Source organism: Methylophilus rhizosphaerae, assembly GCF_900100975.1.
Lineage (GTDB): Bacteria > Pseudomonadota > Gammaproteobacteria > Burkholderiales > Methylophilaceae > Methylophilus > Methylophilus rhizosphaerae.
Map to the genome: position 1 here is coordinate 626,247 of NZ_FNFX01000002.1, position 23,502 is coordinate 649,748.

General features: G+C 54.1%; 24 protein-coding genes. 10 read left to right on the forward strand and 14 right to left on the reverse strand.

What is annotated here, in order from left to right; genetic code table 11:
* The first annotated feature begins 174 nt into the window (after nucleotides 1-174).
* From aat to BLP53_RS06605, 4 genes are all read left to right on the forward strand, one after another.
* A complete protein-coding gene (gene aat, locus BLP53_RS06590) occupies nucleotides 175-873 on the forward strand; it encodes a leucyl/phenylalanyl-tRNA--protein transferase (protein WP_091471347.1) in 699 nt (232 codons plus the stop codon).
* Nucleotides 860-1,591 (forward strand): arginyltransferase, encoded by a 732-nt coding sequence (locus BLP53_RS06595; protein WP_091471348.1) that lies wholly within the window; start codon nucleotides 860-862, stop codon nucleotides 1,589-1,591. Before aat ends, BLP53_RS06595 begins: the two co-directional genes overlap by 14 nt.
* Complete coding sequence (locus BLP53_RS06600; protein ID WP_091471349.1) at nucleotides 1,592-2,155, forward strand: GNAT family N-acetyltransferase; 564 nt, start codon at nucleotides 1,592-1,594, stop codon at nucleotides 2,153-2,155. It begins immediately after the preceding gene.
* Nucleotides 2,156-2,231: 76 nt separating this feature from the next.
* A complete protein-coding gene (locus BLP53_RS06605; protein ID WP_091471350.1) occupies nucleotides 2,232-2,738 on the forward strand; it encodes a hypothetical protein in 507 nt (168 codons plus the stop codon).
* Nucleotides 2,739-2,774: 36 nt separating this feature from the next.
* On the opposite strand, the gene BLP53_RS06610 is transcribed toward BLP53_RS06605, so the two are convergent.
* From BLP53_RS06610 to ribD, 4 genes are all read right to left on the reverse strand, one after another.
* Complete coding sequence (locus tag BLP53_RS06610; RefSeq protein ID WP_091471351.1) at nucleotides 2,775-3,416, reverse strand: class II aldolase/adducin family protein; 642 nt, start codon at nucleotides 3,414-3,416, stop codon at nucleotides 2,775-2,777.
* Nucleotides 3,413-4,498: an S-methyl-5-thioribose-1-phosphate isomerase gene (gene mtnA / locus BLP53_RS06615; RefSeq protein ID WP_091471352.1), complete on the reverse strand. Its 1,086-nt coding sequence runs from the start codon at nucleotides 4,496-4,498 to the stop codon at nucleotides 3,413-3,415. Before mtnA ends, BLP53_RS06610 begins: the two co-directional genes overlap by 4 nt.
* Before the next feature lie 269 nt (nucleotides 4,499-4,767).
* Complete coding sequence (locus tag BLP53_RS06620; RefSeq protein WP_091471353.1) at nucleotides 4,768-5,568, reverse strand: TatD family hydrolase; 801 nt, start codon at nucleotides 5,566-5,568, stop codon at nucleotides 4,768-4,770.
* Nucleotides 5,569-5,573: 5 nt separating this feature from the next.
* The gene (ribD, locus tag BLP53_RS06625; protein ID WP_091471419.1) at nucleotides 5,574-6,662 is read right to left on the reverse strand and encodes a bifunctional diaminohydroxyphosphoribosylaminopyrimidine deaminase/5-amino-6-(5-phosphoribosylamino)uracil reductase RibD; all 1,089 of its coding nucleotides are present in this window, start codon (nucleotides 6,660-6,662) and stop codon (nucleotides 5,574-5,576) included.
* A 209-nt stretch (nucleotides 6,663-6,871) separates the two neighbouring features.
* Between ribD and BLP53_RS06630 the strand changes: the two genes are divergently transcribed.
* A complete protein-coding gene (locus tag BLP53_RS06630) occupies nucleotides 6,872-8,506 on the forward strand; it encodes an ATP-grasp domain-containing protein (RefSeq protein ID WP_091471354.1) in 1,635 nt (544 codons plus the stop codon).
* A complete protein-coding gene (locus tag BLP53_RS06635) occupies nucleotides 8,506-9,645 on the forward strand; it encodes a phosphoserine transaminase (protein ID WP_245652672.1) in 1,140 nt (379 codons plus the stop codon). The genes BLP53_RS06630 and BLP53_RS06635 overlap by 1 nt, the downstream gene beginning before the upstream one ends.
* Before the next feature lie 18 nt (nucleotides 9,646-9,663).
* On the opposite strand, the gene BLP53_RS06640 is transcribed toward BLP53_RS06635, so the two are convergent.
* From BLP53_RS06640 to BLP53_RS06655, 4 genes are all read right to left on the reverse strand, one after another.
* Nucleotides 9,664-10,041: a hypothetical protein gene (locus BLP53_RS06640; RefSeq protein WP_091471356.1), complete on the reverse strand. Its 378-nt coding sequence runs from the start codon at nucleotides 10,039-10,041 to the stop codon at nucleotides 9,664-9,666.
* Nucleotides 10,042-10,058: 17 nt separating this feature from the next.
* A complete protein-coding gene (gene nrdR / locus BLP53_RS06645) occupies nucleotides 10,059-10,523 on the reverse strand; it encodes a transcriptional regulator NrdR (RefSeq protein WP_091471357.1) in 465 nt (154 codons plus the stop codon).
* A gap of 21 nt (nucleotides 10,524-10,544) precedes the next feature.
* Nucleotides 10,545-11,792, reverse strand: coding sequence for a serine hydroxymethyltransferase (glyA, locus tag BLP53_RS06650; protein ID WP_091471358.1), 1,248 nt, complete (start codon nucleotides 11,790-11,792; stop codon nucleotides 10,545-10,547).
* Between the two features lie 356 nt (nucleotides 11,793-12,148).
* Nucleotides 12,149-14,173 (reverse strand): AsmA family protein, encoded by a 2,025-nt coding sequence (locus tag BLP53_RS06655; protein WP_245652674.1) that lies wholly within the window; start codon nucleotides 14,171-14,173, stop codon nucleotides 12,149-12,151.
* A gap of 149 nt (nucleotides 14,174-14,322) precedes the next feature.
* Here BLP53_RS06655 and iscX point away from each other — a divergent pair, with 149 nt between their 5' ends.
* From iscX to BLP53_RS06670, 3 genes are read left to right on the forward strand one after another with little or no spacing between them, the layout of a single operon-like run.
* Nucleotides 14,323-14,517: a Fe-S cluster assembly protein IscX gene (gene iscX, locus BLP53_RS06660; RefSeq protein ID WP_091471420.1), complete on the forward strand. Its 195-nt coding sequence runs from the start codon at nucleotides 14,323-14,325 to the stop codon at nucleotides 14,515-14,517.
* Nucleotides 14,518-15,921 carry a phosphomannomutase/phosphoglucomutase gene (locus tag BLP53_RS06665; protein WP_091471360.1) on the forward strand — a complete coding sequence of 468 codons (1,404 nt, stop codon included), beginning with the start codon at nucleotides 14,518-14,520 and terminating at the stop codon, nucleotides 15,919-15,921.
* A 10-nt stretch (nucleotides 15,922-15,931) separates the two neighbouring features.
* A complete protein-coding gene (locus BLP53_RS06670; RefSeq protein WP_091471361.1) occupies nucleotides 15,932-16,471 on the forward strand; it encodes a retropepsin-like aspartic protease family protein in 540 nt (179 codons plus the stop codon).
* On the opposite strand, the gene BLP53_RS06675 is transcribed toward BLP53_RS06670, so the two are convergent.
* From BLP53_RS06675 to BLP53_RS06690, 4 genes are all read right to left on the reverse strand, one after another.
* Nucleotides 16,468-16,815, reverse strand: coding sequence for a putative quinol monooxygenase (locus BLP53_RS06675; RefSeq protein ID WP_245652676.1), 348 nt, complete (start codon nucleotides 16,813-16,815; stop codon nucleotides 16,468-16,470). The genes BLP53_RS06670 and BLP53_RS06675 overlap by 4 nt on opposite strands.
* A 64-nt stretch (nucleotides 16,816-16,879) precedes the next feature.
* Nucleotides 16,880-18,433 (reverse strand): M48 family metalloprotease, encoded by a 1,554-nt coding sequence (locus BLP53_RS06680; protein ID WP_091471421.1) that lies wholly within the window; start codon nucleotides 18,431-18,433, stop codon nucleotides 16,880-16,882.
* A gap of 25 nt (nucleotides 18,434-18,458) precedes the next feature.
* A complete protein-coding gene (locus tag BLP53_RS06685) occupies nucleotides 18,459-20,090 on the reverse strand; it encodes an alpha-D-glucose phosphate-specific phosphoglucomutase (RefSeq protein ID WP_091471363.1) in 1,632 nt (543 codons plus the stop codon).
* Nucleotides 20,091-20,182: 92 nt separating this feature from the next.
* Entirely contained in the window at nucleotides 20,183-21,811 is a 1,629-nt protein-coding gene (locus tag BLP53_RS06690; RefSeq protein WP_091471364.1) for a SulP family inorganic anion transporter, read from the reverse strand.
* A 300-nt stretch (nucleotides 21,812-22,111) separates the two neighbouring features.
* Between BLP53_RS06690 and pqqA (BLP53_RS06695) the strand changes: the two genes are divergently transcribed.
* On the forward strand, nucleotides 22,112-22,183 hold the full coding sequence (gene pqqA, locus BLP53_RS06695; protein ID WP_081624291.1) for a pyrroloquinoline quinone precursor peptide PqqA: 72 nt from the start codon (nucleotides 22,112-22,114) through the stop codon (nucleotides 22,181-22,183).
* A 65-nt stretch (nucleotides 22,184-22,248) separates the two neighbouring features.
* Here pqqA (BLP53_RS06695) and BLP53_RS06700 read toward each other — a convergent pair whose 3' ends face one another.
* On the reverse strand, nucleotides 22,249-23,166 hold the full coding sequence (locus BLP53_RS06700; protein WP_245652678.1) for a sulfite exporter TauE/SafE family protein: 918 nt from the start codon (nucleotides 23,164-23,166) through the stop codon (nucleotides 22,249-22,251).
* Nucleotides 23,167-23,263: 97 nt separating this feature from the next.
* Nucleotides 23,264-23,335 (reverse strand): pyrroloquinoline quinone precursor peptide PqqA, encoded by a 72-nt coding sequence (gene pqqA / locus BLP53_RS13870; protein WP_081624291.1) that lies wholly within the window; start codon nucleotides 23,333-23,335, stop codon nucleotides 23,264-23,266.
* Nucleotides 23,336-23,502: the final 167 nt, after the last annotated feature.

The window sequence follows — 23,502 nt, forward strand, 5'->3', positions numbered from 1 at the left end:
ATTGATTTGAAATAATTTTTTCAAACTATCCAGTGAGTTGCACGCCACCTGTTAGCGAGAGGGAAGGCAAGCAGCCTATTGAAGGTTGTACCCGATACGGCACAGATGCCATATCTGCCCGCAAAGCGGTAGAATGAAGCCCACGCATTCACCACCCTCTTTTGATTAACCGCTATGCAAGACAGTTATTACCCGCTGCCCGGCGGGCCAGTGCTTATCCTGGACAGGCAGACCCCCTTTCCGCCATTACAGCAGGCATTGACTGACCCTAACGGCTTAATTGCGATTGGAGGTGATTTAAGTGCGCAGCGATTACTGGCCGCTTATGAGCGTGGTATTTTTCCATGGTTCAGCCCGGGAGAGCCCATTCTCTGGTGGAGTCCGGATCCGCGCATGGTGCTTTTCCCGGCGCAAGTCCATATCAGCCGCTCCCTGCGTAAAGTCATGCAGCAGCACCTCTTTGAAATTCGCATCAATACGGCATTCGAACAAGTCATCGCGGCCTGCGCAGCCACTGCGCGCCCCGGCCAGGACGGTACATGGATTTCCCCCGAGATGATCAAAGCCTATAGCCAATTGCATCATTCAGGCTATGCCCACAGTGTGGAAGCCTGGCAGGGCAATATCCTGGTTGGCGGTTGTTACGGTATCAGGATAGGGCGTATGTTTTATGGCGAAAGCATGTTCCACCATGTTAGCAATGCGTCCAAAGTGGCTTTTGCGCATATGGTGCAATGGCTAAACACGCAACAAGTCGGTATGATAGATTGCCAGATGCGCACCCCTTTGCTGGAAAGTTTTGGCGCCTGTGAAATCCCCAGAGACCGTTTTATTGCGCAATTGAACGACCTGCTACCCCATGACGCTGCCTAACGATGCCCCACTGCAGAAACTGCAGTTTTATGTGACCACCGCTTACCCCTGCGGCTACCTGCCGAAAAAGCTGGCACAAAGCCTGATTGCCACACCACAAAACCTGGTCGATGCCAGTATTTACAGCGGGTTGATCCAGCAAGGTTTCCGCCGCAGCGGCAAGTTTGCCTACCGGCCGCATTGTGAACAGTGCCATGCCTGTATTTCGGTACGGCTGCCAGTCAATGATTTTCAACCTAGCCGCAGCCAGCAACGCGCCTGGAAAAAACATGCTGACCTGCAAGTCACGATTCTCGACACTGGTTACCGCGAAGAACAGTTTGCGCTTTACCATGCCTACCAGCAACAGCGCCACAGCAATGGCCCTGAGCCACTGGACGAGTTTGATGATGAAGTGTCGCAATACCAGCAGTTCCTGTGCCAGTCCAATGTCGAAAGCATCATGGTCGAATTCAGGGATAGCCGCAACACCCTCAAAATGGTGAGTGTGATTGACCTGGTGGCAGATGGCCTGTCAGCGGTCTATACCTTTTACGAGACCACTGACAAAGCCAGTTATGGGACTTACGGCATCCTGTGGCAAATTGAATGGGCAAAACAGCTGGGCCTGCCTTATTTGTACCTGGGTTACTGGATTGCCGACAGTGAAAAAATGACCTACAAACAGCAGTTCCAGCCGCAGGAGAAACTGATTGATGGCGAGTGGGTGCGTAGTTAAATGCCGCACTATCCACCTGAAAAAGACCCTGCCCGGCTTGACTGCACTTTTGTGAATTGCAGTTATGAGCACCATGCCAGGCAGATCCTGGATATTTTGAATGACGCCATCATCAACTCGACAGCACTCTACGATTACAAACCGCGCACATTTGAATCCATGCGGCCATGGTTCCAGGCCAAGGAAGAGCATGGCTTTCCACTGATTGGTGCAGTAGATGCCAATGGCACTTTACTGGGTTTTGCAAGCTACGGGACTTTTCGTGCCTGGCCCGCCTACCAATACACGGTGGAACATTCGGTGTATGTGCACAAGAATCACCGGGGCAAAAGCCTGGGCCTGTACCTGATGCAGCGATTGATTGCCATTGCCAGGCAGAACCAGGTACACGTGCTGGTGGGTGGCATTGATACCGACAATACCGGCAGCGTGTCATTACATGAAAAACTGGGGTTCAAACATGCTGGCACCATCCGGCAAGCCGCATACAAATTTGGCCGCTGGCTGGATCTCGGTTTTTACCAATTGACCCTGGATACGCCAGAACATCCGGTCGAAGGTTGATGTACCTCACGCCCGCTGAAGGCCAGCCAACCATACGGGCTGGCTCAACCCCACATTGCAGGGGTACACTCATTACATGAAAATCACCCCACAATCGCTGGCACGGCAGTTTTGCCACGGTGCCTATGTGAATGCTGCAGATGCCGGACTGTGGCGGGAGGCCTTCGCCTACCTGGCTGATATCAATGATGCAGCCATCTTCCAGAAGGAAAAGATCCAGTCCCTGTGGATGGCCTATGGAGGCGATCTGCGCGCCAGAATCAAGGATGATGCGTCAATCCTGCGGGTCCTGAGAAAAGCCTTGCCGGCCTATGACGGGCAAGGACTGACCTTATACCGTGGTGAGAGCTGGTTTTTATTCGACCAGATTAAAATAGGGTTTTGCTGGACCACTTCCGAAGCAGTCGCGACCTCATACGCCAAAGGCCTGAATGCGGTAGAGTCCGGCGGGGTATTATTGAAATGCCATGCCCCGCCCGCAGCGATTCTGGCAGCAGGCCAGCACGCACAAGAAAATGTGTTTATTTGTGACCCTGGTCAATTATTGCGATTAACGACACTAGCGCTTTTCCCTAAACTATAACTATCTTCTAAAAACAGCTGCGCCGCCGTGCAACCGTTATTTGCGCCACTGGCCGTAACCGGCGAATTGCGCATGCACTGCCTGCATTTGCTCGCTACTGAGCAATGCAGGCTCCCCCAGTTGCAGCAAGCGCCAGTATTGTTCACACAGGTTTTCCACTTCCACCGCAATCGCCAGTGCCTGCGGCAAGTCTTGCCCCAGCGCAATCATGCCATGGTGCGCCAGCAAGCAGGCTTTGCGATCCTGCAAGGCCGCCACTGCTGCATCCGACAATGCTTGCGTGCCGAACAGTGCATAAGGTGCACAACGGATATTGTCGCCCCCCACCACCGCCATCATGTAATGAAACGGCGGCACATCCCGTGCCATACAGGCGATGGTCGTGGCAAACATGCTGTGGCAATGCACGACCGCGTGAATCTCAGGGCGCGCTTGCAGGATATCCCGGTGAAAACGCCATTCACTGGAAGGCTTTTTACCAGGTTCGGCGATGCCCTCCCATTGCATATACACCATGCTGCTGGCTGATAACTGCTCGGCAGGCACCCCCGATGGTGTCACCAGGAAACCATCCTCAAGCCGGATGCTGGCGTTACCGGAAGCCCCTTTATTCAGGCCGAGGCTGGAAAGTTGCCGGGCCACTTGCAAAAGCTGTTCTGGGGGTGCCGGTATTGTCATGATTTTGGCTCAAAGGCTGTGTATGCCTGCTGTAACTGTTCGGGAGGAAAAATACCACGCTCGGTAATAATCCCCGTCACCAGCCTGGCAGGCGTGACATCAAACGCCGGGTTCAATGCCCGGCTTTCGTGCGGAATGACACGCACTTTCTGCAGTTTGCCATCACTGCCCTGCCCTTGCATATAGGCCACTTCATCGGCATCACGCATCTCAATTTCAATCGCGGCCCCGTGCACCAGTTGCCAGTCAATGGTGGGCGTGGGTACTGCCGCATAAAAAGGGATCCGGTTGTCATACGCAGCCAGTGCTTTCAGGTAAGTGCCTATCTTGTTGCAGACGTCGCCGTTGCGGGTCACTCGATCCGCACCAACGATCACCATATCGATTTGTCCCTGCTGCATCAAATGGCCACCCGCGTTATCGGTAATCACGGTATGTGGTACGCCATGTTGTGCCAGCTCCCATGCCGTGAGGCTTGCCCCCTGGTTACGCGGGCGGGTTTCATCCACCCAGACATGAATATCCAGGCCGGCATCATGCGCAGCATACACCGAGGCGAGCGCCGTGCCACCATCCACAGTCGCCAGCCAGCCGGCGTTACAGTGCGTCAGGATATGTACTGTTTGTTGCGGGTTTGCCGCAGCCTTGCCTGCAATCAATACCTTGCCCTGTTGCCCAATCGCCAGGTTCTGGCTGACATCTTCATCGGCTAGCATGTTTGCCATCTGCCAGGCAGTCTCCACCCGTTTTGCAATGGGCAGTGCCAATAACTGTTGTCGCATGTGTTGCACGGCCCAGGCCAGGTTAACGGCAGTCGGCCGGGTTGCCACCAGTTGCTGCATGGCGCCTTGCAGGGATCCGTCACTGGCATTCTCCTGTAATGCCAGGGCCATGCCATAGGCAGCGGCCACCCCGATCAGCGGCGCGCCACGCACTTTCATACTACGGATGGCATGGCACATTTGTACCAGCGAAGTGACCTCTACGGTCACGAGCTCAAAAGGCAGCTGTGTTTGATCTATCAGGCAAACACGGTCTCCCTGCTGCCAGATTGTACGGAAATGTTGTTCATTAATACGCATAAGTCAAGAAAACTATTTACCATTAAGCAGTGTAAAACTTGTAAAAACGCTTGCATTTTTCCAGGAAGAAAGCAGCAAAATTTCAATCCACAAAATCTGTGGATAACTTTGTGGATTGCTGTGTCTTAAAAGCGTAACTCACCAATTTATAAGGGTTTTTTCTGAAAGTTCATTTTTTAATCTATTTTTTTATTGTTTAAAATCAATAACTTAAATCACACCACTATAATTGAAACACTTTCGACACATTCTTAAAGTGTCACTTTAAGTCATGTGCATAAATGCGCTAATTTTGGCAAAACTTGCACAGAATTTTTACCTGTCATTTCAATGAGTTGCGAAATTTCAATGCGCCGGATTGACGCTATTTCCCCTGCTATTCTTTTTAATTGGTCCGGGCTATTGCGGCCCTGGTGTCCGATCCAGACAGGCGGTATATCGGGTGCATCCGTCTCCAATACCAGATGCTCAATAGGTAATTCCGCCGCTAACTGGCGGATGCGTAATGCGCGTGGCCAGGTCATGGCCCCGCCGAACCCCATCTTCAATCCTTGTGCCGCCATGGCATCTGCCTGCTGGCGACTGCCATTAAATGCATGGGCGATTCCCTGCTGAATGCCGTGCTTGCGCAAATATTTCAGTACGGTATCAATGGCACTGCGCACATGCAGAATCACCGGCAACGCAAATTGCCTGGCGAGCTGTAACTGGCCCTCAAACATGGCGATCTGGTGCGCTTCGTTATCGCGTGTGATATAAAAGTCCAGCCCGATTTCACCTATGGCCAATAATTGATGTGCCTGCGGACCTTGCAATACGGCTTCTATGGTCTGTTGTAACTGCTGCAAGGCATCCTCTGGCGCCTGATCGACGAATAAAGGATGCCATCCCAGGGCGAACCCCGCTTGCGGGTGCTGTGCGCACCAGTCCATGATGGGCTGGAATGTGGCGGAGGTCACACCCGGAATCACAATAGCCCGTACGCCGGACTGCATGGCTGCCTGCCATACCGCTTCGCGGTCAGCATCGAATTCAGCAGCATCCAGGTGGCAATGAGTATCGATCAGCATGAATATTAACGTAACCTGGCCCGGATACGCAGATCCGGACCAAAGTGACGAACATCGGTGATATTTAAATCACGGACTTCAGACATATGCGAAAGTTCAGGCAACGCGAACATGCCACGCGCGGCATGCCCCATCAATTTGGGTGCGTAATATAGCAACAATTCGTCCACCAGCCCGCTTTGCAATGCAGCGCCATTGAGTGTGGCCCCGGCTTCGATAAGCACCTCATTGCAGGGCAAAGCCGCCAGGGCCTGTATCACCTGGAGGATATCCACCTGGCCTTGCGCATTGGGCGCATGCAGCAGGCGTACACCCTGCGCTTGCAAGGCATCCAGCTTGGCGGCGTCCGCATGGGCATAAGCCACCAGCGCATGTCCATGCTGTAAAACTCTGGCATCCACAGGGATGCGCAAATGGCTGTCAACAATCACCCGCAAAGGCTGCCTGGTCGTGGCCACATCGCGCACGGTGAGTGAAGAATCATCCTGCAACACGCTGCCAATGCCGGTCATAATGGCGCAACTCTGTGCACGCCAGTGATGTACATCTTTCCTGGCATCGGCAGATGTAATCCATTGGCTAGTGCCATTCGCCAATGCCGTGCGCCCGTCCAGGCTGGCGGCGACCTTCAGTCGCACGTATGGGCGCTGCTGCGTCATGCGCATGATAAATCCGGGATTCAGCGCACCGGCCTGTGCTTCGCACACGCCAACAGTCACCATGATCCCCTGGGCTTTCAAGCGGGCGATCCCCTGCCCTGCCACCAATGGATTAGGATCCTGCATTGCCACCACCACGCGGCTGACACCGGCCTGCACCAGCGCATCTGCACAAGGGGGGGTGCGGCCAAAATGGCTGCATGGTTCCAGCGTGACATAGGCCGTCGCATCACGCGTCTGCTCACCAGCTACACGCAAGGCATGCACTTCTGCATGCGGTTCACCGGCCTTGAGATGCGCCCCTTCACCTATGCATTGACCGTCTTTCACAATGACGCAGCCAACCCGGGGATTCGGTGAAGTTGTATACAAGCCACGCTCAGCCAGCCGGAGTGCGCGCGTCATCCATTCAATATCTTGTGTCGTCGATTGCATAGATACCATGATACAAAAAAACACGTCTGAACGGTTTTTTGTAATGCCTTGTTACCCTCTGAATTGGCGTAAACCATGGCATCAACCGGCATGTCATCCGCTTTCATGCCTCAAACAAGCGCCAACCCTTTCCTGCTAATTGCAAAATACACTGGTATTTCCCGTTTTTTTAAAGCTATCGCGCACGCGCGGGAGCGCTACACTGAGGCATGATTTCTATTACTGATCCCACCCTCTGGCTGGCGCTGTATGCACAGCCATTACATACACGCACGACGCCGCCAACTACTGATGCCCTGCATGACTATTTGTCAGAATATGCCAGCTCGAAGGACGGACAGACAGCAATATCATTAGAAAATAATCCTGAATACCAGCTGGAACTCGAACAAGCGCTGACGACTTTGCCGGCCAGCCTGCTAGATACCCTCAGTCAATCGGTACTGGGGATATTTTTTGCACGTGGCCTCAATGTATCAGGGCTGACGGAGCGTCTCACAGCAGGCAATGGCAGCAACCCGCTTGGTTGTATCATCGTACTAAACACCGACGTGCTCCAGCAGTCCCCTGCCCGTGCAGCAGAGGAATATAGCTATCTGCAGCAGTTGCTGGCCAGCCTGAACCTCACTGACGCCAGCCACACCTTTCAGGGGCTGGCCCCGTTTCTGCGCATGAGCCTGAATGGGGCTGATTTGCATGGGCATACCCAGGCGCTGCTGGCACAAGCCAACCAGGACCAGGAAAATGCCATTCTGTGGATGAATCTGGCCACAGGCTTCCTGTGCCTGAAAATGCGCGACATGGGCCTGGCGATTCAGGAGCAGGCGCTGTCACTCCAACGTTTATTCCGCCGACCGGCCAGCTGCCAGCCGCCACGTAGCCGTCTGCTCGTCATCATGACAGCAGGCGACCTTTCTGAAAATACGCCAATTGATTGCCTGCTGGAAAACAGCCCGGTAGAGCTAATTTATTACTATGCAACGATTGAGCAACCATTGCCATCTCCCATGCCAGCGCATGACGCAGTCATGGTCGCCTTGTCAGACAGCCAGGCGAACCACGATCTGTTACTGGCAGTAGAAGCCAGCCTGCGCCATCATGCCCAGCCAGTAATTAACCAGCCACGTCTTTTACCCAATGTTAACCGTGACCAGTTGAGTGAGCTGCTGCAAGGCATCCCCGGGCTGGATATGCCACGTACACACCGGCTGCCTCGCAGCCAGGTCGTGACGCGCTTAAGCATGCAGCAACGCGATCCGGCAGGCCCGGCGGCACTGCCGGGCTTTCCATTGATCATTCGCCCTGTTGGCTCGCAAGCGGGGAATGACCTGGCAAAAATAAGCTCGGCAACAGCACTGGCAGACTATGTAAGGTCGGTTGCAAGCCTGGGCTTTTTTGTTTCACGCTTTGTCGACTACAGCAGCCAGGATGGCCTGTTCCGTAAATACAGAATTGCCATGTTGCGCGGACAGCCGTTTATCTGCCATATGGCCATTTCCAGCCACTGGATGGTGCATTACGTGAATGCCGGTATGTATGATTCTGCTGAAAAACGCGCCGAAGAAGGCTTGTTTATGCAGCACTTTTCCCACTTTGCCACGCGGCATCAGCCAGCACTGGCGGCGATCTATCAGCGCTTGCAACTCGATTACTTCTGCATAGACTGTGCCGAAACGCCTGATGGCAAATTACTGGTATTTGAAATTGACCACATCATGGCAGTACATGCCATGGATGCTGCCGACCTGTTCCCCTTTAAAGCCGGACAGATCGCCCGGCTGCAACAGGCTTTTGAGCAATATTTATACGCATTACAGCCGCAACCTTTACTGGAGAGTGCCTGATGAAACCAAGCGCCAATCAACTGAATTTTTCCGGTGGCCCGGGTGCCCTGCCAGAAAGTGTATTGCAACAACTGCATACGGCCATGCTGTGTGTGCCGGAAACCGGTTTATCGATCCTGGGTATCAGCCACCGCTCGGAATGGTTTGCGCAGGTAGTGCATGAACTCGAAAACAATATCCGCCAACTGATGGGATTGCCATCTTCTACCCGCGTACTCATGATGCAAGGCGGGGCCACCCAGCAATTTTCCATGTTGCCAATGAACCTGCTGCGCAATGGAGAGTCTGCCGATTACATTCATAGCGGCTACTGGAGCGGCAAGGCGATCCACGAGGCGGAAAAGTCCGGCAGGCTGCAACAAGCATGGAGCGGCAAGGCTGACCAGTTCAGTCGCTTGCCCAGCGATGCCGAGCTGGCACTTTCGAAGGATGCCGCCTATTTTCATTATGTGTCGAATGAAACGGTAGAAGGTTTGCAATTTCATCGCGTGCCAGGGCTCGAAACGGTGCCACGCATCTGTGACATGTCGTCAGACTTACTGTCTGCACCCGCTGAGTTCAACCGCTACGCCATGATTTATGCGCATGCCCAGAAAAATATCGGGCCGGCAGGTGTGACCGTGGTGATTCTGCGCGATGACTTTATGAATACCTTACCAGATGATTTGCCAGGTTTTATCAATTACCACGCCCAGGCGGATGCACACTCTATTTACAACACGCCCCCGGTCTTTGCGATTTATAGTGTATTACTGGTGACACGCTGGTTGCGTGATGAAATCGGCGGCTTGCACAATATGGCCCAACGTAACCAGGCCAAGGCCGACTGCCTGTACCAATTGCTGGATGACCACGCCGACTTTTACCGTGGCAGGGCGGCAACCGCAGATCGCTCCAAGATGAATGTGGTGTTTAATTTACCGGATGCAGGCATTGAACAGGCCTTCTTGCAGGCAGCCCGCCAGGCTGGCTTCTCCGGCTTGAATGGCCATCGCAGCATAGGCGGCATACGCGCCTCGATATACAATGGCCTGGAGTTCGCGGCAACAGAACATCTGGCTGACTTTATGCGCCAGTTCCATAAGCGCTACCGCATCCCGGCGACCAGCAAACCTGTGTTATCACAGGCATACGCCTAACCTTCAAAAATGACAAGGCTAGTGGGAGGAAATCTGGCTATGGGTTAAACGCCCATCCTGGTCAAAATAAATACGCAGCGCATGATATACATGCATGCATTTGCCAAGATCGTACTCCAGGGCGCTGTCATCTTCCAGGCTAGGGCGGCCAAGCAATGCCATGACCGCTTCCTTTTTCGCCCCACGGATCAGGATATGGCTTTTCAGGTCATAGGCCATATCACCACGACGGCAGTCTTTCTGCACACTGTTGGCCAGTTCCATCCAGCGCGTCTGGTCAAATTTCTCGCTGCCGAATACGACTTCGTCCTTAAATGCCCACCAGCTGAAAAACACGATGGTCAGGATGACCGTAAATACGGCCAGCGCAATCGCAGAGAGGTTGATCAGTTTCATACGCCCCGCCTTTCGGATTAATTGTCGTTACCGGTCACATCCAGGTCACGAATGGCATTATGGAAATCATCCACATCCGAAAAGCTCCGGTACACAGAAGCAAAGCGGATATACGCCACCTGGTCCATCTGTTTCAGTTCCTGCATTACTGTTTCCCCCAGCAGGCGCGCAGGGACTTCACGCACACCCAGGCTGAGGACTTTCTGGATAATTCTGTCCATGGCCTTGTCGACATATTCAGTCGGCACCGGACGCTTGTGCAGCGCACGTGTAAATGACACGCGCAATTTCTCACGCTTGAATTCTTCGCGCGTACCGTTCTGCTTCACAACCTGTGGCAGATGCAACTCTGCCATTTCATAGGTCGTGAAGCGTTTGTCACACACCTGGCAGCGGCGACGGCGACGGATGGAGTTCCCTTCCTCATTGAGGCGGGAATCCACCACCTGCGTATCGTCAGCGCCGCAAAACGGACATTTCATGGTTAAAAGTGCGCGGTGTGGTTATTGACCGTAGACAGGAAACTTGTCGGTCAGTGCATGTACTTTGGCTTTGACGGCTGCAATCACTTCTGCATTTTCCGGGTTGTCCAGTACATCAGCAATCAGGTTAGCCACTTGCTCGGCTTCTGCTTCCTTGAAACCACGCGTAGTAATCGCTGGCGAGCCGATACGGATACCGGAGGTCACGAATGGGCTTTCCGGATCGTTAGGAATTGCATTTTTGTTCACGGTGATGTGCGCCTGGCCCAGGTAGGCATCTGCCGCTTTACCAGTTAAGCCTTTAGGACGCAGATCAACCAGGAACACATGGGACTCGGTACGGCCAGAGATAATACGCAAGCCACGTGCTGCCAATGTTTTCGCCATGACGCTGGCGTTCTTCAATACCTGCTCCTGATAAGCCTTAAACTCTGGCTGCGCCGCTTCCAGGAAAGCGGTGGCTTTACCGGCAATCACGTGCATCAGCGGCCCCCCCTGCAGGCTTGGGAACACATTGGAGTTCAATGATTTTTCAAATTCTGCCTTGGCCATAATGATGCCACCACGGGGGCCACGCAGTGTTTTGTGTGTTGTCGAAGTCACAAAATCAGCGTGTGGTACCGGGTTAGGATAGACGCCCGCGGCAATCAGGCCGGAGTAATGCGCCATATCGACCATAAAATAAGCACCCACCTTTTTAGCGATTTCGGCCATACGGGCCCAGTCAAAACGCAAGGCATAAGCAGACGCGCCACCAATCAGCAGTTTTGGTTTGCACTCGATGGCAATGCGCTCCATCTCGTCATAGTCGATTTCTTCTTTATCGTTCAAACCGTAAGGCACGATATTGAACAACTTGCCGGACAAGTTGGCTGGCGAACCATGGGTCAAGTGACCGCCGTGGCCCAGGTTCATGCCCATGACGGTATCGCCCGGTTTCAGGATGGAGAAATACACCGCCTGGTTGGCCTGTGAACCGGAGTGGGGTTGCACGTTGGCATATTCAGCACCGTACAAGGCTTTCAGGCGGTCAATCGCCAACTGCTCAACCTGGTCAACAAACTCACAGCCACCGTAGAAACGCTTGCCCGGATAACCTTCTGCATACTTGTTCGTCAGTTGCGAGCCCTGCGCTTCCATCACCGCCGGACTGGTGTAGTTTTCGGAGGCAATCAGCTCAATGTGCTGATGCTGGCGCTCCACTTCGGAGGAAATCATTTTGGCCAGTGCCGGGTCTGCAACGCTTAAATTTCTTGAAAAGCTAAACATGACGATCAAGTTTCCGTATCTATAACAATAAAGCGCGATTTTACCATGAGGCGCCCATGGCTTGCATCTTTCGCGACCGTCAGCTACAGGCGTCCCGTTTTTTTGTAATGGCAACGATGGCGGAGAAGGAATGCCGGCATTGTATGCCGCGCACCAGAGTTGTGCACCTTATCCAGCAATTGCTGGGCTGGCTACACATATTTGATGGGTGAAAATAAATATCCTATTGATTTTAAATGACTATTTAACATGGCACAGCTTATGCTTAATATTCACCGTAAGCGTATATCTCCAAATCGCTCCCTCAACCCGGCTTCGGCCGGGTCTTTTTTTACGCCCCCAATCACATCAGGTATTTAATGCTGGCGTGCTTTCAATTGCTGCAAGGTATGCTGGCATCCTTCATCGCTCACGGCAGCGGCGTCACCAGGATCCAGGAAGGGCAGGATTGCAGCAAAAGGATTCAGCAATGCCAGCAACACCCCGCCGGCAACACGTGCGGCAATCGGACCAGGACTGACTGATACTTTGGGATCGACAAATGGCCCGGTGACCAGAATCGGGGAACGTATGGTCAATGGTGAGAAGTTCTTCGGACTGGCCTGTAATTTGAGATTTAGCTGCTCCTGCCCCAGATTCACATCCCCGCTGACATTCACCAGGGTCACTGGCGTATCAATCAAGGCAGCCTCGGGAGTCAACACGCCCTGTTTCGCCTGCCAACCCATGACAGCACATTGCATGGGCAATGGCTGATCGCCCTTCACCAGTACACCAATGGCTTGCGCAATATCCAGCCCCGCAGCTTCGACCACCAGATGGGAAATTTCACCCTGGCGCACCATCAATGCAACCTGCCCATCCAGCGATTTCAGCAAGGCGGAGGTGGAGCGCCCGCGTCCTTGCAGCTTGGCCTTACCACTCAATTTGCCCGAGATATACGCAGGCGATGCCGGCGTCGCGGGCTTCTCCTGGCCCTTTTTCTTGCCTGTGGCGGGTGTCACTTTCAGCCACTGTTCCAGGCGAATATCACGCACTGCCAGTTGAATCCCCCAGTCTGGTGCCGGCGGCGGCGATAAATCCGTATTCCCCGCATCATGGGCATCAATGGTCAGCGCACCAGATACAGTGCCCTGCGCCGTACTGGCTTCAAGCTCTGCCAAGCTTAATTTATGCTTCATCAGCGTCAAACGCAACTTCAACGGTGCAATCCGTTGCCTGAATGCGTTGCCCAAATCAACAGCATCCAGGTGCACATCAATATCTGCGTTCATGCGGCCATAGGTAGTAAAGTCCAGCGGCTCATCCGGAAACAGCTTGCCAGGATGTGCGTTACCCGCCGTATTATCCTGCGCTGCCCCGAACGCAGGCGCCAGATCAGCCAGCATCAGCAGCGATCCTTGCAACTTGCCGCTGAGCAGGGGGATTTCGGGCGCCAGGTCATAGGCAAACTGCCCCGATAAATGACTGCGCCCTATGCGCGCAGCAGGTATGTTCACTTGCCAGCGGTCTGCATCCCTGTTAATTTCAGCACTGATATTGAACGAGGAAGTACGCGGAAAGGTCATGTCCAGCAAGTCGCCGACATCCGCCAGTGAAGGGCCACTGACATCGACCTTGCCTTTGACGCGTTGCGCGCCGAACAGGTCATACACGGCTCCGCGAAACTGCGCATTCACCGCCCCGTACTTCAGCCAGCCATGGGAGTTAATGGGTGGCGAATCTTTGCCCTGGGTTGCCACGGGCAGAAACCCTTGGGTCACAAGTTCGCCTTGCAAGGGAAGATGCCGGAATTTGCCATTCACTTTCACGCTGGATTCGGGTGCCTTCAGGTGTTCACCCTCTTCGGTAAAAAACTTCACGCTCAATTGCGCATTGGTCACTGCATCATCTACTTTGGCCTCGCCCTGGTTAACCGCCAATTGTTCAATCACCGGGAACGGGCGCGCCGGGCCGCTATCCTCCAGTTCAAAATCCCAGCTGGCGTGTTTATCTGCATGCCGGCTAAGGTAGGCATTGAGCTGATCGGCACGAATGGCCCGGATACGGTAAGGATCGCCTTCTTTCAGCGACCAGAGGTGGCGGTAGCGTAGCGACAGGTCCAGTCCTTGCGCATCCACAAAATAAGGCGCATCAAACCCTGCCGGGGCCGAGAGCTTCAGTCCTCCCACTTGCAGGCGCGGGCCACTCCCTACCAGCTGCAAGCGAAATGGTCGCTCAATCTGCACGGACCGGTGTAATTTGTCCTGCATCAGTTGCTGTAAGGGTTGACGCAGAAATGGCCAACCGGCGATTTCACAACCCGCAATGACCAACACCAGCGTCAAGAATATACCGGCAATCCACCTGGTGATTTTTACAGAGGGTGTTATTGTATGCACTCGATGCTCCATAACCCGACATGATGCCAATCATCCGGCGGCCTGACCAGTCCCGTGCGTCTGACACGCGTGTCAGCGGATTCCGTCAAACCCACCGCCCGCTGTCAGTTATAATGAACGCCATCAATGATCACAAGGGAGTGCATGCCATGAAATGGACCGATAGCCAGCGTATTGCTGAGGAGTTGTATGATAAATTTCCCGATATCGACCCTAAAACCATCCGTTTTACCGACCTGATGCAATGGGTCATGGAGCTGGAAGGTTTCAATGATGATCCAGCCCACTGTGGTGAAAAAATCCTCGAGGCTATCCAGCTGGCCTGGATAGAAGAAGCCGAATAAATGGCTGCATTGCCAGCATCCATTTTCAAGGCTTACGATATCCGCGGTATTGTCGATGATACGCTGACAGCAGATATTGTGCGCCAGATTGGGCTGGCACTGGGCACGCAGGCACAAGCGTGTGGCGAACATACGGTATGTGTAGGGTACGATGGCCGTTTATCCAGCCCTGCCCTGGCTACAGCACTGACCGAAGGGATTACACACACCGGCACTCACGTGATCTCGCTGGGCATGGTCACAACACCCATGCTCTATTTCGCGGCACACACCCTGGGGCAAACCAGCAGTGGCGTGATGCTGACCGGCAGCCATAATCCGCCGCAATATAACGGGTTGAAAATGGTGATTGGCGGGGAAACACTGAGCAGCGCAGCCATCCAGGCACTCAGGCAACGCATCATGGCGCAACAGTTCCAGCAGTCACCCGCGCCGGGCAAGGTGACTGCCTACGATATTTTCCCCGCTTACCTGGAAGCCATCGTTGCCGACATCCGGCTCGCGCGCCCTATGCGGGTAGTGATTGATTGCGGGAATGGGGTGGCAGGTGCTTATGCGCTAGCGTTGTTCAAAGCGCTGGGTTGCGAGGTGGAGCCCCTGTTTTGCGAGGTTGACGGGCATTTCCCCAATCACCACCCTGACCCGGTGGAAGAAAAGAACCTGCAGGATGTCATGGCCAGGCTACATACCAGCGATGCAGAAATCGGGCTGGCCTTTGACGGCGATGGTGATCGCCTGGGCGTAGTCACCAAGCAGGGAAAGGTTATCCGCAGTGACCGGCAGCTCATGTTATTTACCGAAGACGTACTGGCACATCAGCCTGGTAGCAAGGTAGTGTTTGATGTGAAGTCAACCCGTCATTTATTCTCCTGGATACGTGACCATGGCGGACAGCCGGTGATCTGGAAAACCGGCCACTCGCTGATGAAAGCCAAAATCAGGGAAACTGGCGCCGCTATCGGTGGTGAGCTCTCCGGCCACCTGTTCTTCAATGACAGCAAGGCAGGCAAGGCACGCTGGTTTGGCTTTGATGACGGCCTATACAGTGCAGCCCGTTTACTGGAGATCGTCAGCCGTCACCCTGATGTCAGTGCCGTGCTGGAAGCATTGCCTGACAGCATCAATACTCCTGAGCTGCAAATCACCATGGCAGAAGGCGAACCACACTCGCTGATTGCAGTATTGCAGCAATCTGCACAGTTCCCGGATGCCATCGACATCATTACCATCGACGGCCTGCGGGTCGAATACGCCGACGGCTTTGGCCTGATCCGTGCATCGAATACCCAGCCGGTACTGACCTTACGCTTTGAAGCAGACGATGAAACTGCACTTATCCGCATCCAACAATCATTCAGGCAAATGTTACGCAATGCCGCCCCAGGCTTGAAAATCCCTTTTTAGCCACCATTGAATGAGCATGCGACATGCCACTCAACAGGTTCTTTCACACAGGCGCAACCTGCTGTATTTGCTCGCCTGGCTAGCCCTTGCCGCACTGGTCTGGTTTTTGGTTGACCGTATACAGCACCCCAATACGCTGGAGCAACTCGACCAGCAACAGGTCGTCAGCCTCAAGCGTGGCCCGGATGGCCACTACAGCGCCGAGGCCCTGATTAACGGCGAACGCGTGCGGGTACTGATTGATACCGGTGCCACCGGGGTCGCGATCTCACAACACGTCGCTGACCGTTTGGGACTCATCAGCCAGGACGCGATCAGTACGCGTACAGCCAATGGCACGGCGGTGTCTTACCTGGTGCGCCTGAAAACAGTCCAGCTGGGTGGCATTGTTGCACATGACGTCGCGGCGACGATCTCCCCCGGCCTGGAAGGAGATGCATTATTGGGCATGAGTTTTCTGGGGCGCATGGATGTTAGGCTGTATCGCGGCGTGATGACGATACGAGATGGCGAGAGCAGTACAACGTTATCTTCCGGCCCCATCCCTTAAACGGCGATATCTTTCCTGAAACCATACTCCAGAACAAAGTACTGCGGATGCATGCCTGCAAGCACATCCCGCAATCGGGCCAGTTCGACCGCCGGGCCATGCACTTCCATGCGCACCAGCTCAGAAACCTCACCCATCTCGTGCAAGATGGGGCGCAGGTTTTCGATATGTGACAATAGCGCAGCCGCATCGCGAAAGCCCTCACGGCAATGCGCAAGATCGCCGTCGAAACTAAAGCCGTAATACAAACAACCGGGCTCGCGCGACGACCATTGCACATACTTTTCACAGATGAGGCGGAAAGCGGCGGCTTTGCCGGGATGGATTTCAAAGTACGGTGACACTGAGCAACAGCTATCCTGCATGGTCATAATGTGATGTTTTCTTAAGGGAATGCAACGAGAAAGATCAATTCGCCAGTTCGGCACCTTCGACCACCACACGGAAGAACTGCAAGGCAGCCTGGTCCTGGATACGGAAGCCAGTCGCCACCGAGCCGCGCTTGCCGGGCGCGATACCTCCGGTAATCAGCATGGAACGGGTCTGGTTGACCAGGCGGCCATGGCTGTCGTATTGCAACATACGGACTTGCACGCGCCCGACCGGGACACTGCTGCTGTTTTGCACCGCGGCGTAAACCATGCCGGTGTTATCCGCCAGCGGGCCGGCAGGCAGGTAGCGCGCAGGATTACGCGGCAGGTCTATGCGCATGGCTCGGCCGGCAGCTTCCTTGCCGATCTCGGAATCAGAACTGGCCGCTAACTGGTAATGCTGCAATGCCAATGCAGTTTCACCACGCCCTTCCGCAATCTGCCCGAGCAGCGCATAGCCAGGTGCCGTTGGCAGCAAGGCATTGGCTTTTTTCAGGAAAGGTTCTGCCTGCGCTTTTTTACCCTCATTAAATAAGGCGATGCCGCTTTGCACATAGGGTTTGAAATAACCCGGCTGCATCTGGATCGCCTTGTCATAAAACGCCAGCGCTTCAGTCGTGTTCTTCTTGCTCAGGGCAATATCCCCTAACAGCTCCTGGAAACGGGCTTCGCGCGGTTCGATGCTGAGCGCCTTGTTGGCCAGGTTCCTGGCTTTATCAGCATCCCCTTTCTGCAACGCGGCTTTGCCTTCATCATAGGCTTTATACGCTTCCCGTGTAGACATCAGCCTGGCGACTTGCTGGGCATAAACTTCTTTGCCCATTTCGCCGCCAGCGCCCAACGCCTGCAAGGTTTGCTTGTTCAGATCGACACGTTCCTGCGAAGGAGGATGGCTGGCAAACAGGCCGGACATGAAATCCTGCCGATTGCCCGCACTCAGACGCACAAAGGTTTCCTGCAGCGTCACGGCCGCAGCCGGATCATAGCCAGCCAGTTTCATGTATTTCATACCATAGTGATCCGCCTCAGACTCGGCATCGCGACCATATTTGCTGGAAATCAGCTGGCCGCCCAGCTGGGCACCGCCCACCACCATATTGGCATAGTTTGAGTCACGCGTGGCCAGGCCCACTGCCAGCATCGCGCCTTGTAAAAATACACCGCGTTCCATGCTTTTGGCGCCATGGCGCGCAGCCGCGTGCACAATCTCATGCCCAAGTACGGCTGCCAGCTCCGCTTCGCTGTGCAATTCGTAAAGCAAACCACGGTTGAAGGCGATTTTGCCACCTGGCATGGCCCATGCATTGGGAACCGAATCATTCAGCACCACAAATTCGTACGGCAAATCCGGCCGGTCAGACACTGCGGCCAGTTTCTGGCCGACTTGCTGCACATAACGGGTCAGCTCCGCATCCAGCGTATAGTCGCCGCCTTGGGACTGGCGCGCAGGGCTGTAATTCTGCTGCCCCAGCTGGATTTCCTTGTCTTGCGAGACAAACTGGAACTCATGCTGTTTGGTCACCGGATTCACGCCACAGGCCAGCAAGCCTGCAGACAATAATACCGGGCCAAGCATTCTTCTCTTTATCATCATGCAGCCACTCCCGCCATTATCTTTAAGTAATGACCGTCGGCTGTTGCCGGCCGGTCAATTGCGGCAACAGCGATATCTGGTGCGAGACTGCAATCAATTCTGCCAGCGCATCCTGCGCATCCAGCTGCTGCTGTGCAGCATCTTCGGTAAAGGCTTCCAGGTAGACGCGGATGGTCGCTCCCTCAGTCCCCGTGCCCGACAGGCGGATCACCACGCGGGAGCCGCAGGCAAACAGGATACGCAAGCCCTGGCCAGTACTGACAGATCCATCAACAGGGTCGGTATAACTGAAGTCATCCACTGTTTTGACGGTATAGGCGCCAAACACCTGCCCCGGCAACTGGCTGGCCTGTGCCTTGACATGTGCAATCACGGCATTGGCCTGTGCAGCAGGTACATTTTCATAATCATGGCGGGAATAGACATTGCGGCCATAGCTTTGCCAGTGTTTGCGCACCAGCGACTCTACACTTTCACCCGTAGCGGCCAGCAAATTGAGCCAGCACAGCACAGCCCATAATCCGTCTTTCTCACGTACATGGTCACTGCCGGTGCCAAAGCTCTCCTCGCCACACAGGGCGACACGGCCAGCATCCATCAGGTTGCCGAAAAACTTCCACCCGGTAGGCGTTTCATAACAGGCAATCCCCAGCCTGGCGGCGACCCGGTCTACGGCGCCACTGGTCGGCATGGAACGCGCCACGCCGGACAGGCCTTGAGCATAAGCGGGAATCAGTCTGGCATTGGCGGCAATTAGCGCCAGGCTGTCAGAAGGCGTGACAAAAAAGTGCTGGCCCAGGATCATATTGCGATCGCCATCACCGTCGGAAGCTGCTGAAAAATCAGGTGCCTGCGCACCGTAAGCAATCTTGACCAACTCTGCCGCATAGGTCAGGTTAGGGTCCGGGTGGCCGCCGCCAAAATTTTCTGACACGTCACAATTCATCAGGCTATCCGCCGGTGCACCGAGGCGATGGACAAAAATTTCCCTGGCATACGGCCCGGTCACCGCATGCATGGCATCGAATTTCAGGCGGTGCCCGGTTGCCAGCCAGCGCTTGATGGCTGAAAAATCGAACATGCTTTGCATGAGGTCGGCATAATCACGCACCGGATCAATGACAGTGACGCTAAAGCCATCATGCACGGTTGTGCCCAGCTTGGACAAATTAACTTCAGGGATCTCGGCAATCCGGTATTCGGTGATGGTTTTGCTTGTCGCAAAAATACGATCGGTGATTTTCTCTGGTGCCGGACCACCGTTGGAGATATTGTACTTAATGCCAAAGTCATCTTCTGGCCCGCCAGGATTATGGCTGGCAGACAGGATAATGCCGCCAAAGGTGTGATATTTACGGATCACATTCGACGCCGCAGGCGTGGACAGTATCCCGTGCTGGCCAACCAATACGCTGGCGAAACCATTGGCCGCTGCCATTTTAATGATGATCTGTATGGCTTCCTTATTATAGAAACGGCCATCCCCACCCAGCGTCAGTGTGGCATTTTCGGGAATCTCCAGCGTATTAAAAATGCTTTGTACAAAGTTCTGCAGATAATGTAGCTGCTGGAAAACCCTGACCTTCTTGCGCAACCCTGAGGTGCCTGGCTTTTGATCGGTGAACGGTTGGGTAGCAATGACTTGAATATGCATGGGACTCTATAACTCAGAACAGTGACTGAGTTTATTGTATTACAAATTGATGACCGTTTTATGCCAGCACCAGCGGCACGCCAAAAATGTGCCTAAGGCTCGCCAGCACTTAGATCATGCAATTGCGCCAGGATATTTTGCTGGCCAATCTGCTCGACGAGTCCGGCCATTGCAAGTTTTGCCAGTACATTGGGACGTACCTCGCAAATGACCAGCCGTGTCTTGTGACGTTTGCAGTTATCCAGCAGGTCCCCCAAAGCTTGCATCCCGGTCGCATCGATAAAGGGCACTCTGCCAACACGCAACACCAGGGTTCTGGCATGCCCGTGCACTGATTCCAGCACACTTTCCAGTCGCTCTGCCGCACCAAAAAAGAACGGGCCATCTATCGCAAACACCACCGTGCCTGCAGGCAAGTTCAGCGGCCTTCCTGGCACTTCCCTGGCAAGCACCTCATGTGCCTGCTGCTCAACGATGACCGCCTCAGACATGCGCTTCATGAACAGTAATGAAGCGATGACCACACCAATATTGACGGCAATCACCAGGTCCCCCAATACCGTCAATGTAAAAGTGATTAGTAGTACAGTCACATCTGCACGCGGCGCAGTCTTTACCATATGGTGAAAGCGGTGCAGTTCGCTCATATTCCATGCCACCACAAACAGAATGGCGGATAAGGCACACAGCGGAATGAGCGCAGCCAGTGGCGCGAGCACCAGCACGATGATCACCAGCGTCAGCGCATGCACAATGCCTGCCAGCGGACTCGTTGCACCATTGCGGATATTGGTAGCGGTACGGGCGATAGCGCCTGTCGCAGCGAATCCGCCAAAGAGCGGGGAAAAGATATTGGCGACGCCCTGGCCGACCAGTTCCTGATTCGAGTCGTGCCTGGTGCCAGCCATGCCATCCGCAACCACCGCCGAAAGCAGCGATTCAATCGCCCCCAGCAATGCAATGGTAAATGCAGGACCCATCAAGTGCAGTACCTCGGAAAAGGTCACCGAAGGCAGCGAGAATTGCGGCAGGCTTTGCGGAATCCCCCCGAAAGCACTACCTATGGTCGCTACCCCTTCAAATGCAAACAACCACTGGATGACTGTCGCTGCGACCATGGCGACCAACGGCGCAGGAATCCGCTTGAAAACACGTGGTGAAGTGAGCAACACCGCAAGCGTGAACACAGCAAGCGCGGCCGTTTCAAGATGCATGCCCGGGAAGGCCTGCAGCAAATGCCAGAGTTTCTGGTGGAATTGCTCACCCCCGCTTGCAGGATGCAATCCGAAGAAATCCTTCCACTGGCCAACCCAAATGATGACACCTATTCCGCTGGTAAAGCCGACAATGACAGGATCGGGAATATATTTGATGACGCCACCCATGCGCGTCAGTCCCATCAGCATGAGTATGCCGCCTGCCATCAGCGTTGCGACCTGCAAACCTTCGATACCGTATTTGGCAGTAATCCCGGCCAGAATCACGATAAAGGCGCCGGTCGGCCCTGCGATTTGCAAGCGGCTCCCACCCAGCATAGAGGTCAGTCCGCCAGCCACAATCGCGGTATACAGTCCCTGTTCCGGCTTGGCACCAGAGGCGATGGCAAAAGCCATTGCCAGAGGTAAGGCGACCACCCCCACGATCACACCAGCCAATACATTATTCATCCAGTGCGGTCTGGAAAACAGGCCTGCGCGCTTTGCTTCAAGTAAGGCAATCATGTGTATTTCGAATATGGTATACGATGAAATTGATGACAGATCATGGCAATCAACCAGCCCTGATTCACCCGCCCAATGCAGAAACAGGGGCGAGCCTATTCTCTTGGGCTTGTGCTTGTTCTGATTCTGACACGAACACATGCCAGCGGTCTATGAAAGCACACCGCAAGCAGACCACATAAAATCATGAGTCTCTTTTACGCAAACGCCGCAGGGTGAAATTGAAACGACAGCGTATAGTGATACTCATACAAGTACAATAATCACGATACCCTTAAACGATCAACCAAGGAGATGACCATGTGGACTAAACCAGCAGCGACTGAAATGCGTTTTGGCTTTGAAGTGACGATGTACGTCATGAACAAATAACCAGCCAGGACCAAACAAAAAACCGCCGGAATCCGGCGGTTTTTTATTGCCTGCGCGCCATAGGTTCAAGCAAGCTGCGACCACAGCAACTTGATACCCACGCCCATCAAAAACACGGCAAAAACACGCTTTAAGACCTTAACCGGCAAGCGTTTGGTCAATGCCACACCTGCTGGTGCGAATAACACGCTGAGCGGGGTCACCAGCAGAATGGCTGGCAGGTAGAGCAGGCCAAATGTATCCGGCGCATGTACAGGCTGCCGCATGGCATCCTGCAAATAACTCACCGTGCTCGCCAGCGCGATGGGGAAACCCAGTACTGCCGACGTCCCTATTGCCTGCTTGACCGACACATTGCGCATGGCGAGATAAGGCACGGTCAGTGTGCCGCCGCCTATGGACACCAGAGCAGACACGCCGCCAATCAACAATGACACCAGGCTGATTTCTACCTTGCCCGGTACTTTGTGCGGGGCCGGCTTGCGGTCCAGGAGTAACTGGATCGCCGCGAACAGGATAAACGTGGCAAAAAATAGCGTGAGGTAAAACGCATCCAGGTGAATGGCCACCAGGGTGGCCAGCAAAGAACCTAAAAATGCCATAGGCACCATGGCCCACACATAAGGCCAGACAATATTCCGGTTTTTATGATGCGCCCGTATGCTGGACAACGAAGTGAATACGATACATGCCATTGAGGTCGCCAAGGCCACATGAAACGCCATATCGCCTGAGAATCCTTTCGCCATTAATATCGCATGCAACATGGGCACCAACACGATGCCACCGCCAATGCCCAGCAAGCCGGACAGCACGCCCACCACCACACCGATCAGGCAGAACAGTGCATATTGCTCCAAAAACAGTTGTATCCAGTCCATGCGGTACTCATCCAGTGAAAGGCCAACAGTATACCGGCTGGCTATTTTTTCTTCACTACCACTTCGCCACTGTATCCATCTGGCAATACAAGGCGAATCCACGCTTGAAGCCGGGCGGGTGCCTTCAGGCGATCCCGGTAATCACACTGGCAATAAGAAAAAACCCGGCAATGGCCGGGTTTCTGTCGTCACAATGCACTTATTTGTTCATGACGTACATGGTCACTTCAAAACCGAAACGCATTTCAGTTGCAGCTGGTTTGGTCCACATGATGGCTCTCCTTGTTTGATTTCCCGGGCCGACCCCTGTCTGGCTCGTGTAAAGCTATTATCGGCCTGGTACTTGGGAATCCTGCTATTGCCCATCATGAACATGGTTTAGGGAATTTCATGAAACGCTCCTCATCAAATGAGCACCAGAATCAGGCGCTCCACGAT

Coding starts and splice junctions, on each gene's coding strand:
- aat (WP_091471347.1), top strand. CDS start 175: ATGCAAGACAGTTATTACCCGCTGCCCGGCGGGCCAGTGCTTATCCTG.
- BLP53_RS06595 (WP_091471348.1), top strand. CDS start 860: ATGACGCTGCCTAACGATGCCCCACTGCAGAAACTGCAGTTTTATGTG.
- BLP53_RS06600 (WP_091471349.1), top strand. CDS start 1,592: ATGCCGCACTATCCACCTGAAAAAGACCCTGCCCGGCTTGACTGCACT.
- BLP53_RS06605 (WP_091471350.1), top strand. CDS start 2,232: ATGAAAATCACCCCACAATCGCTGGCACGGCAGTTTTGCCACGGTGCC.
- BLP53_RS06610 (WP_091471351.1), bottom strand. CDS start 3,416: ATGACAATACCGGCACCCCCAGAACAGCTTTTGCAAGTGGCCCGGCAA.
- mtnA (WP_091471352.1), bottom strand. CDS start 4,498: ATGCGTATTAATGAACAACATTTCCGTACAATCTGGCAGCAGGGAGAC.
- BLP53_RS06620 (WP_091471353.1), bottom strand. CDS start 5,568: ATGCTGATCGATACTCATTGCCACCTGGATGCTGCTGAATTCGATGCT.
- ribD (WP_091471419.1), bottom strand. CDS start 6,662: ATGCAATCGACGACACAAGATATTGAATGGATGACGCGCGCACTCCGG.
- BLP53_RS06630 (WP_091471354.1), top strand. CDS start 6,872: ATGATTTCTATTACTGATCCCACCCTCTGGCTGGCGCTGTATGCACAG.
- BLP53_RS06635 (WP_245652672.1), top strand. CDS start 8,506: ATGAAACCAAGCGCCAATCAACTGAATTTTTCCGGTGGCCCGGGTGCC.
- BLP53_RS06640 (WP_091471356.1), bottom strand. CDS start 10,041: ATGAAACTGATCAACCTCTCTGCGATTGCGCTGGCCGTATTTACGGTC.
- nrdR (WP_091471357.1), bottom strand. CDS start 10,523: ATGAAATGTCCGTTTTGCGGCGCTGACGATACGCAGGTGGTGGATTCC.
- glyA (WP_091471358.1), bottom strand. CDS start 11,792: ATGTTTAGCTTTTCAAGAAATTTAAGCGTTGCAGACCCGGCACTGGCC.
- iscX (WP_091471420.1), top strand. CDS start 14,323: ATGAAATGGACCGATAGCCAGCGTATTGCTGAGGAGTTGTATGATAAA.
- BLP53_RS06665 (WP_091471360.1), top strand. CDS start 14,518: ATGGCTGCATTGCCAGCATCCATTTTCAAGGCTTACGATATCCGCGGT.
- BLP53_RS06670 (WP_091471361.1), top strand. CDS start 15,932: ATGAGCATGCGACATGCCACTCAACAGGTTCTTTCACACAGGCGCAAC.
- BLP53_RS06680 (WP_091471421.1), bottom strand. CDS start 18,433: ATGATAAAGAGAAGAATGCTTGGCCCGGTATTATTGTCTGCAGGCTTG.
- BLP53_RS06685 (WP_091471363.1), bottom strand. CDS start 20,090: ATGCATATTCAAGTCATTGCTACCCAACCGTTCACCGATCAAAAGCCA.
- BLP53_RS06690 (WP_091471364.1), bottom strand. CDS start 21,811: ATGATTGCCTTACTTGAAGCAAAGCGCGCAGGCCTGTTTTCCAGACCG.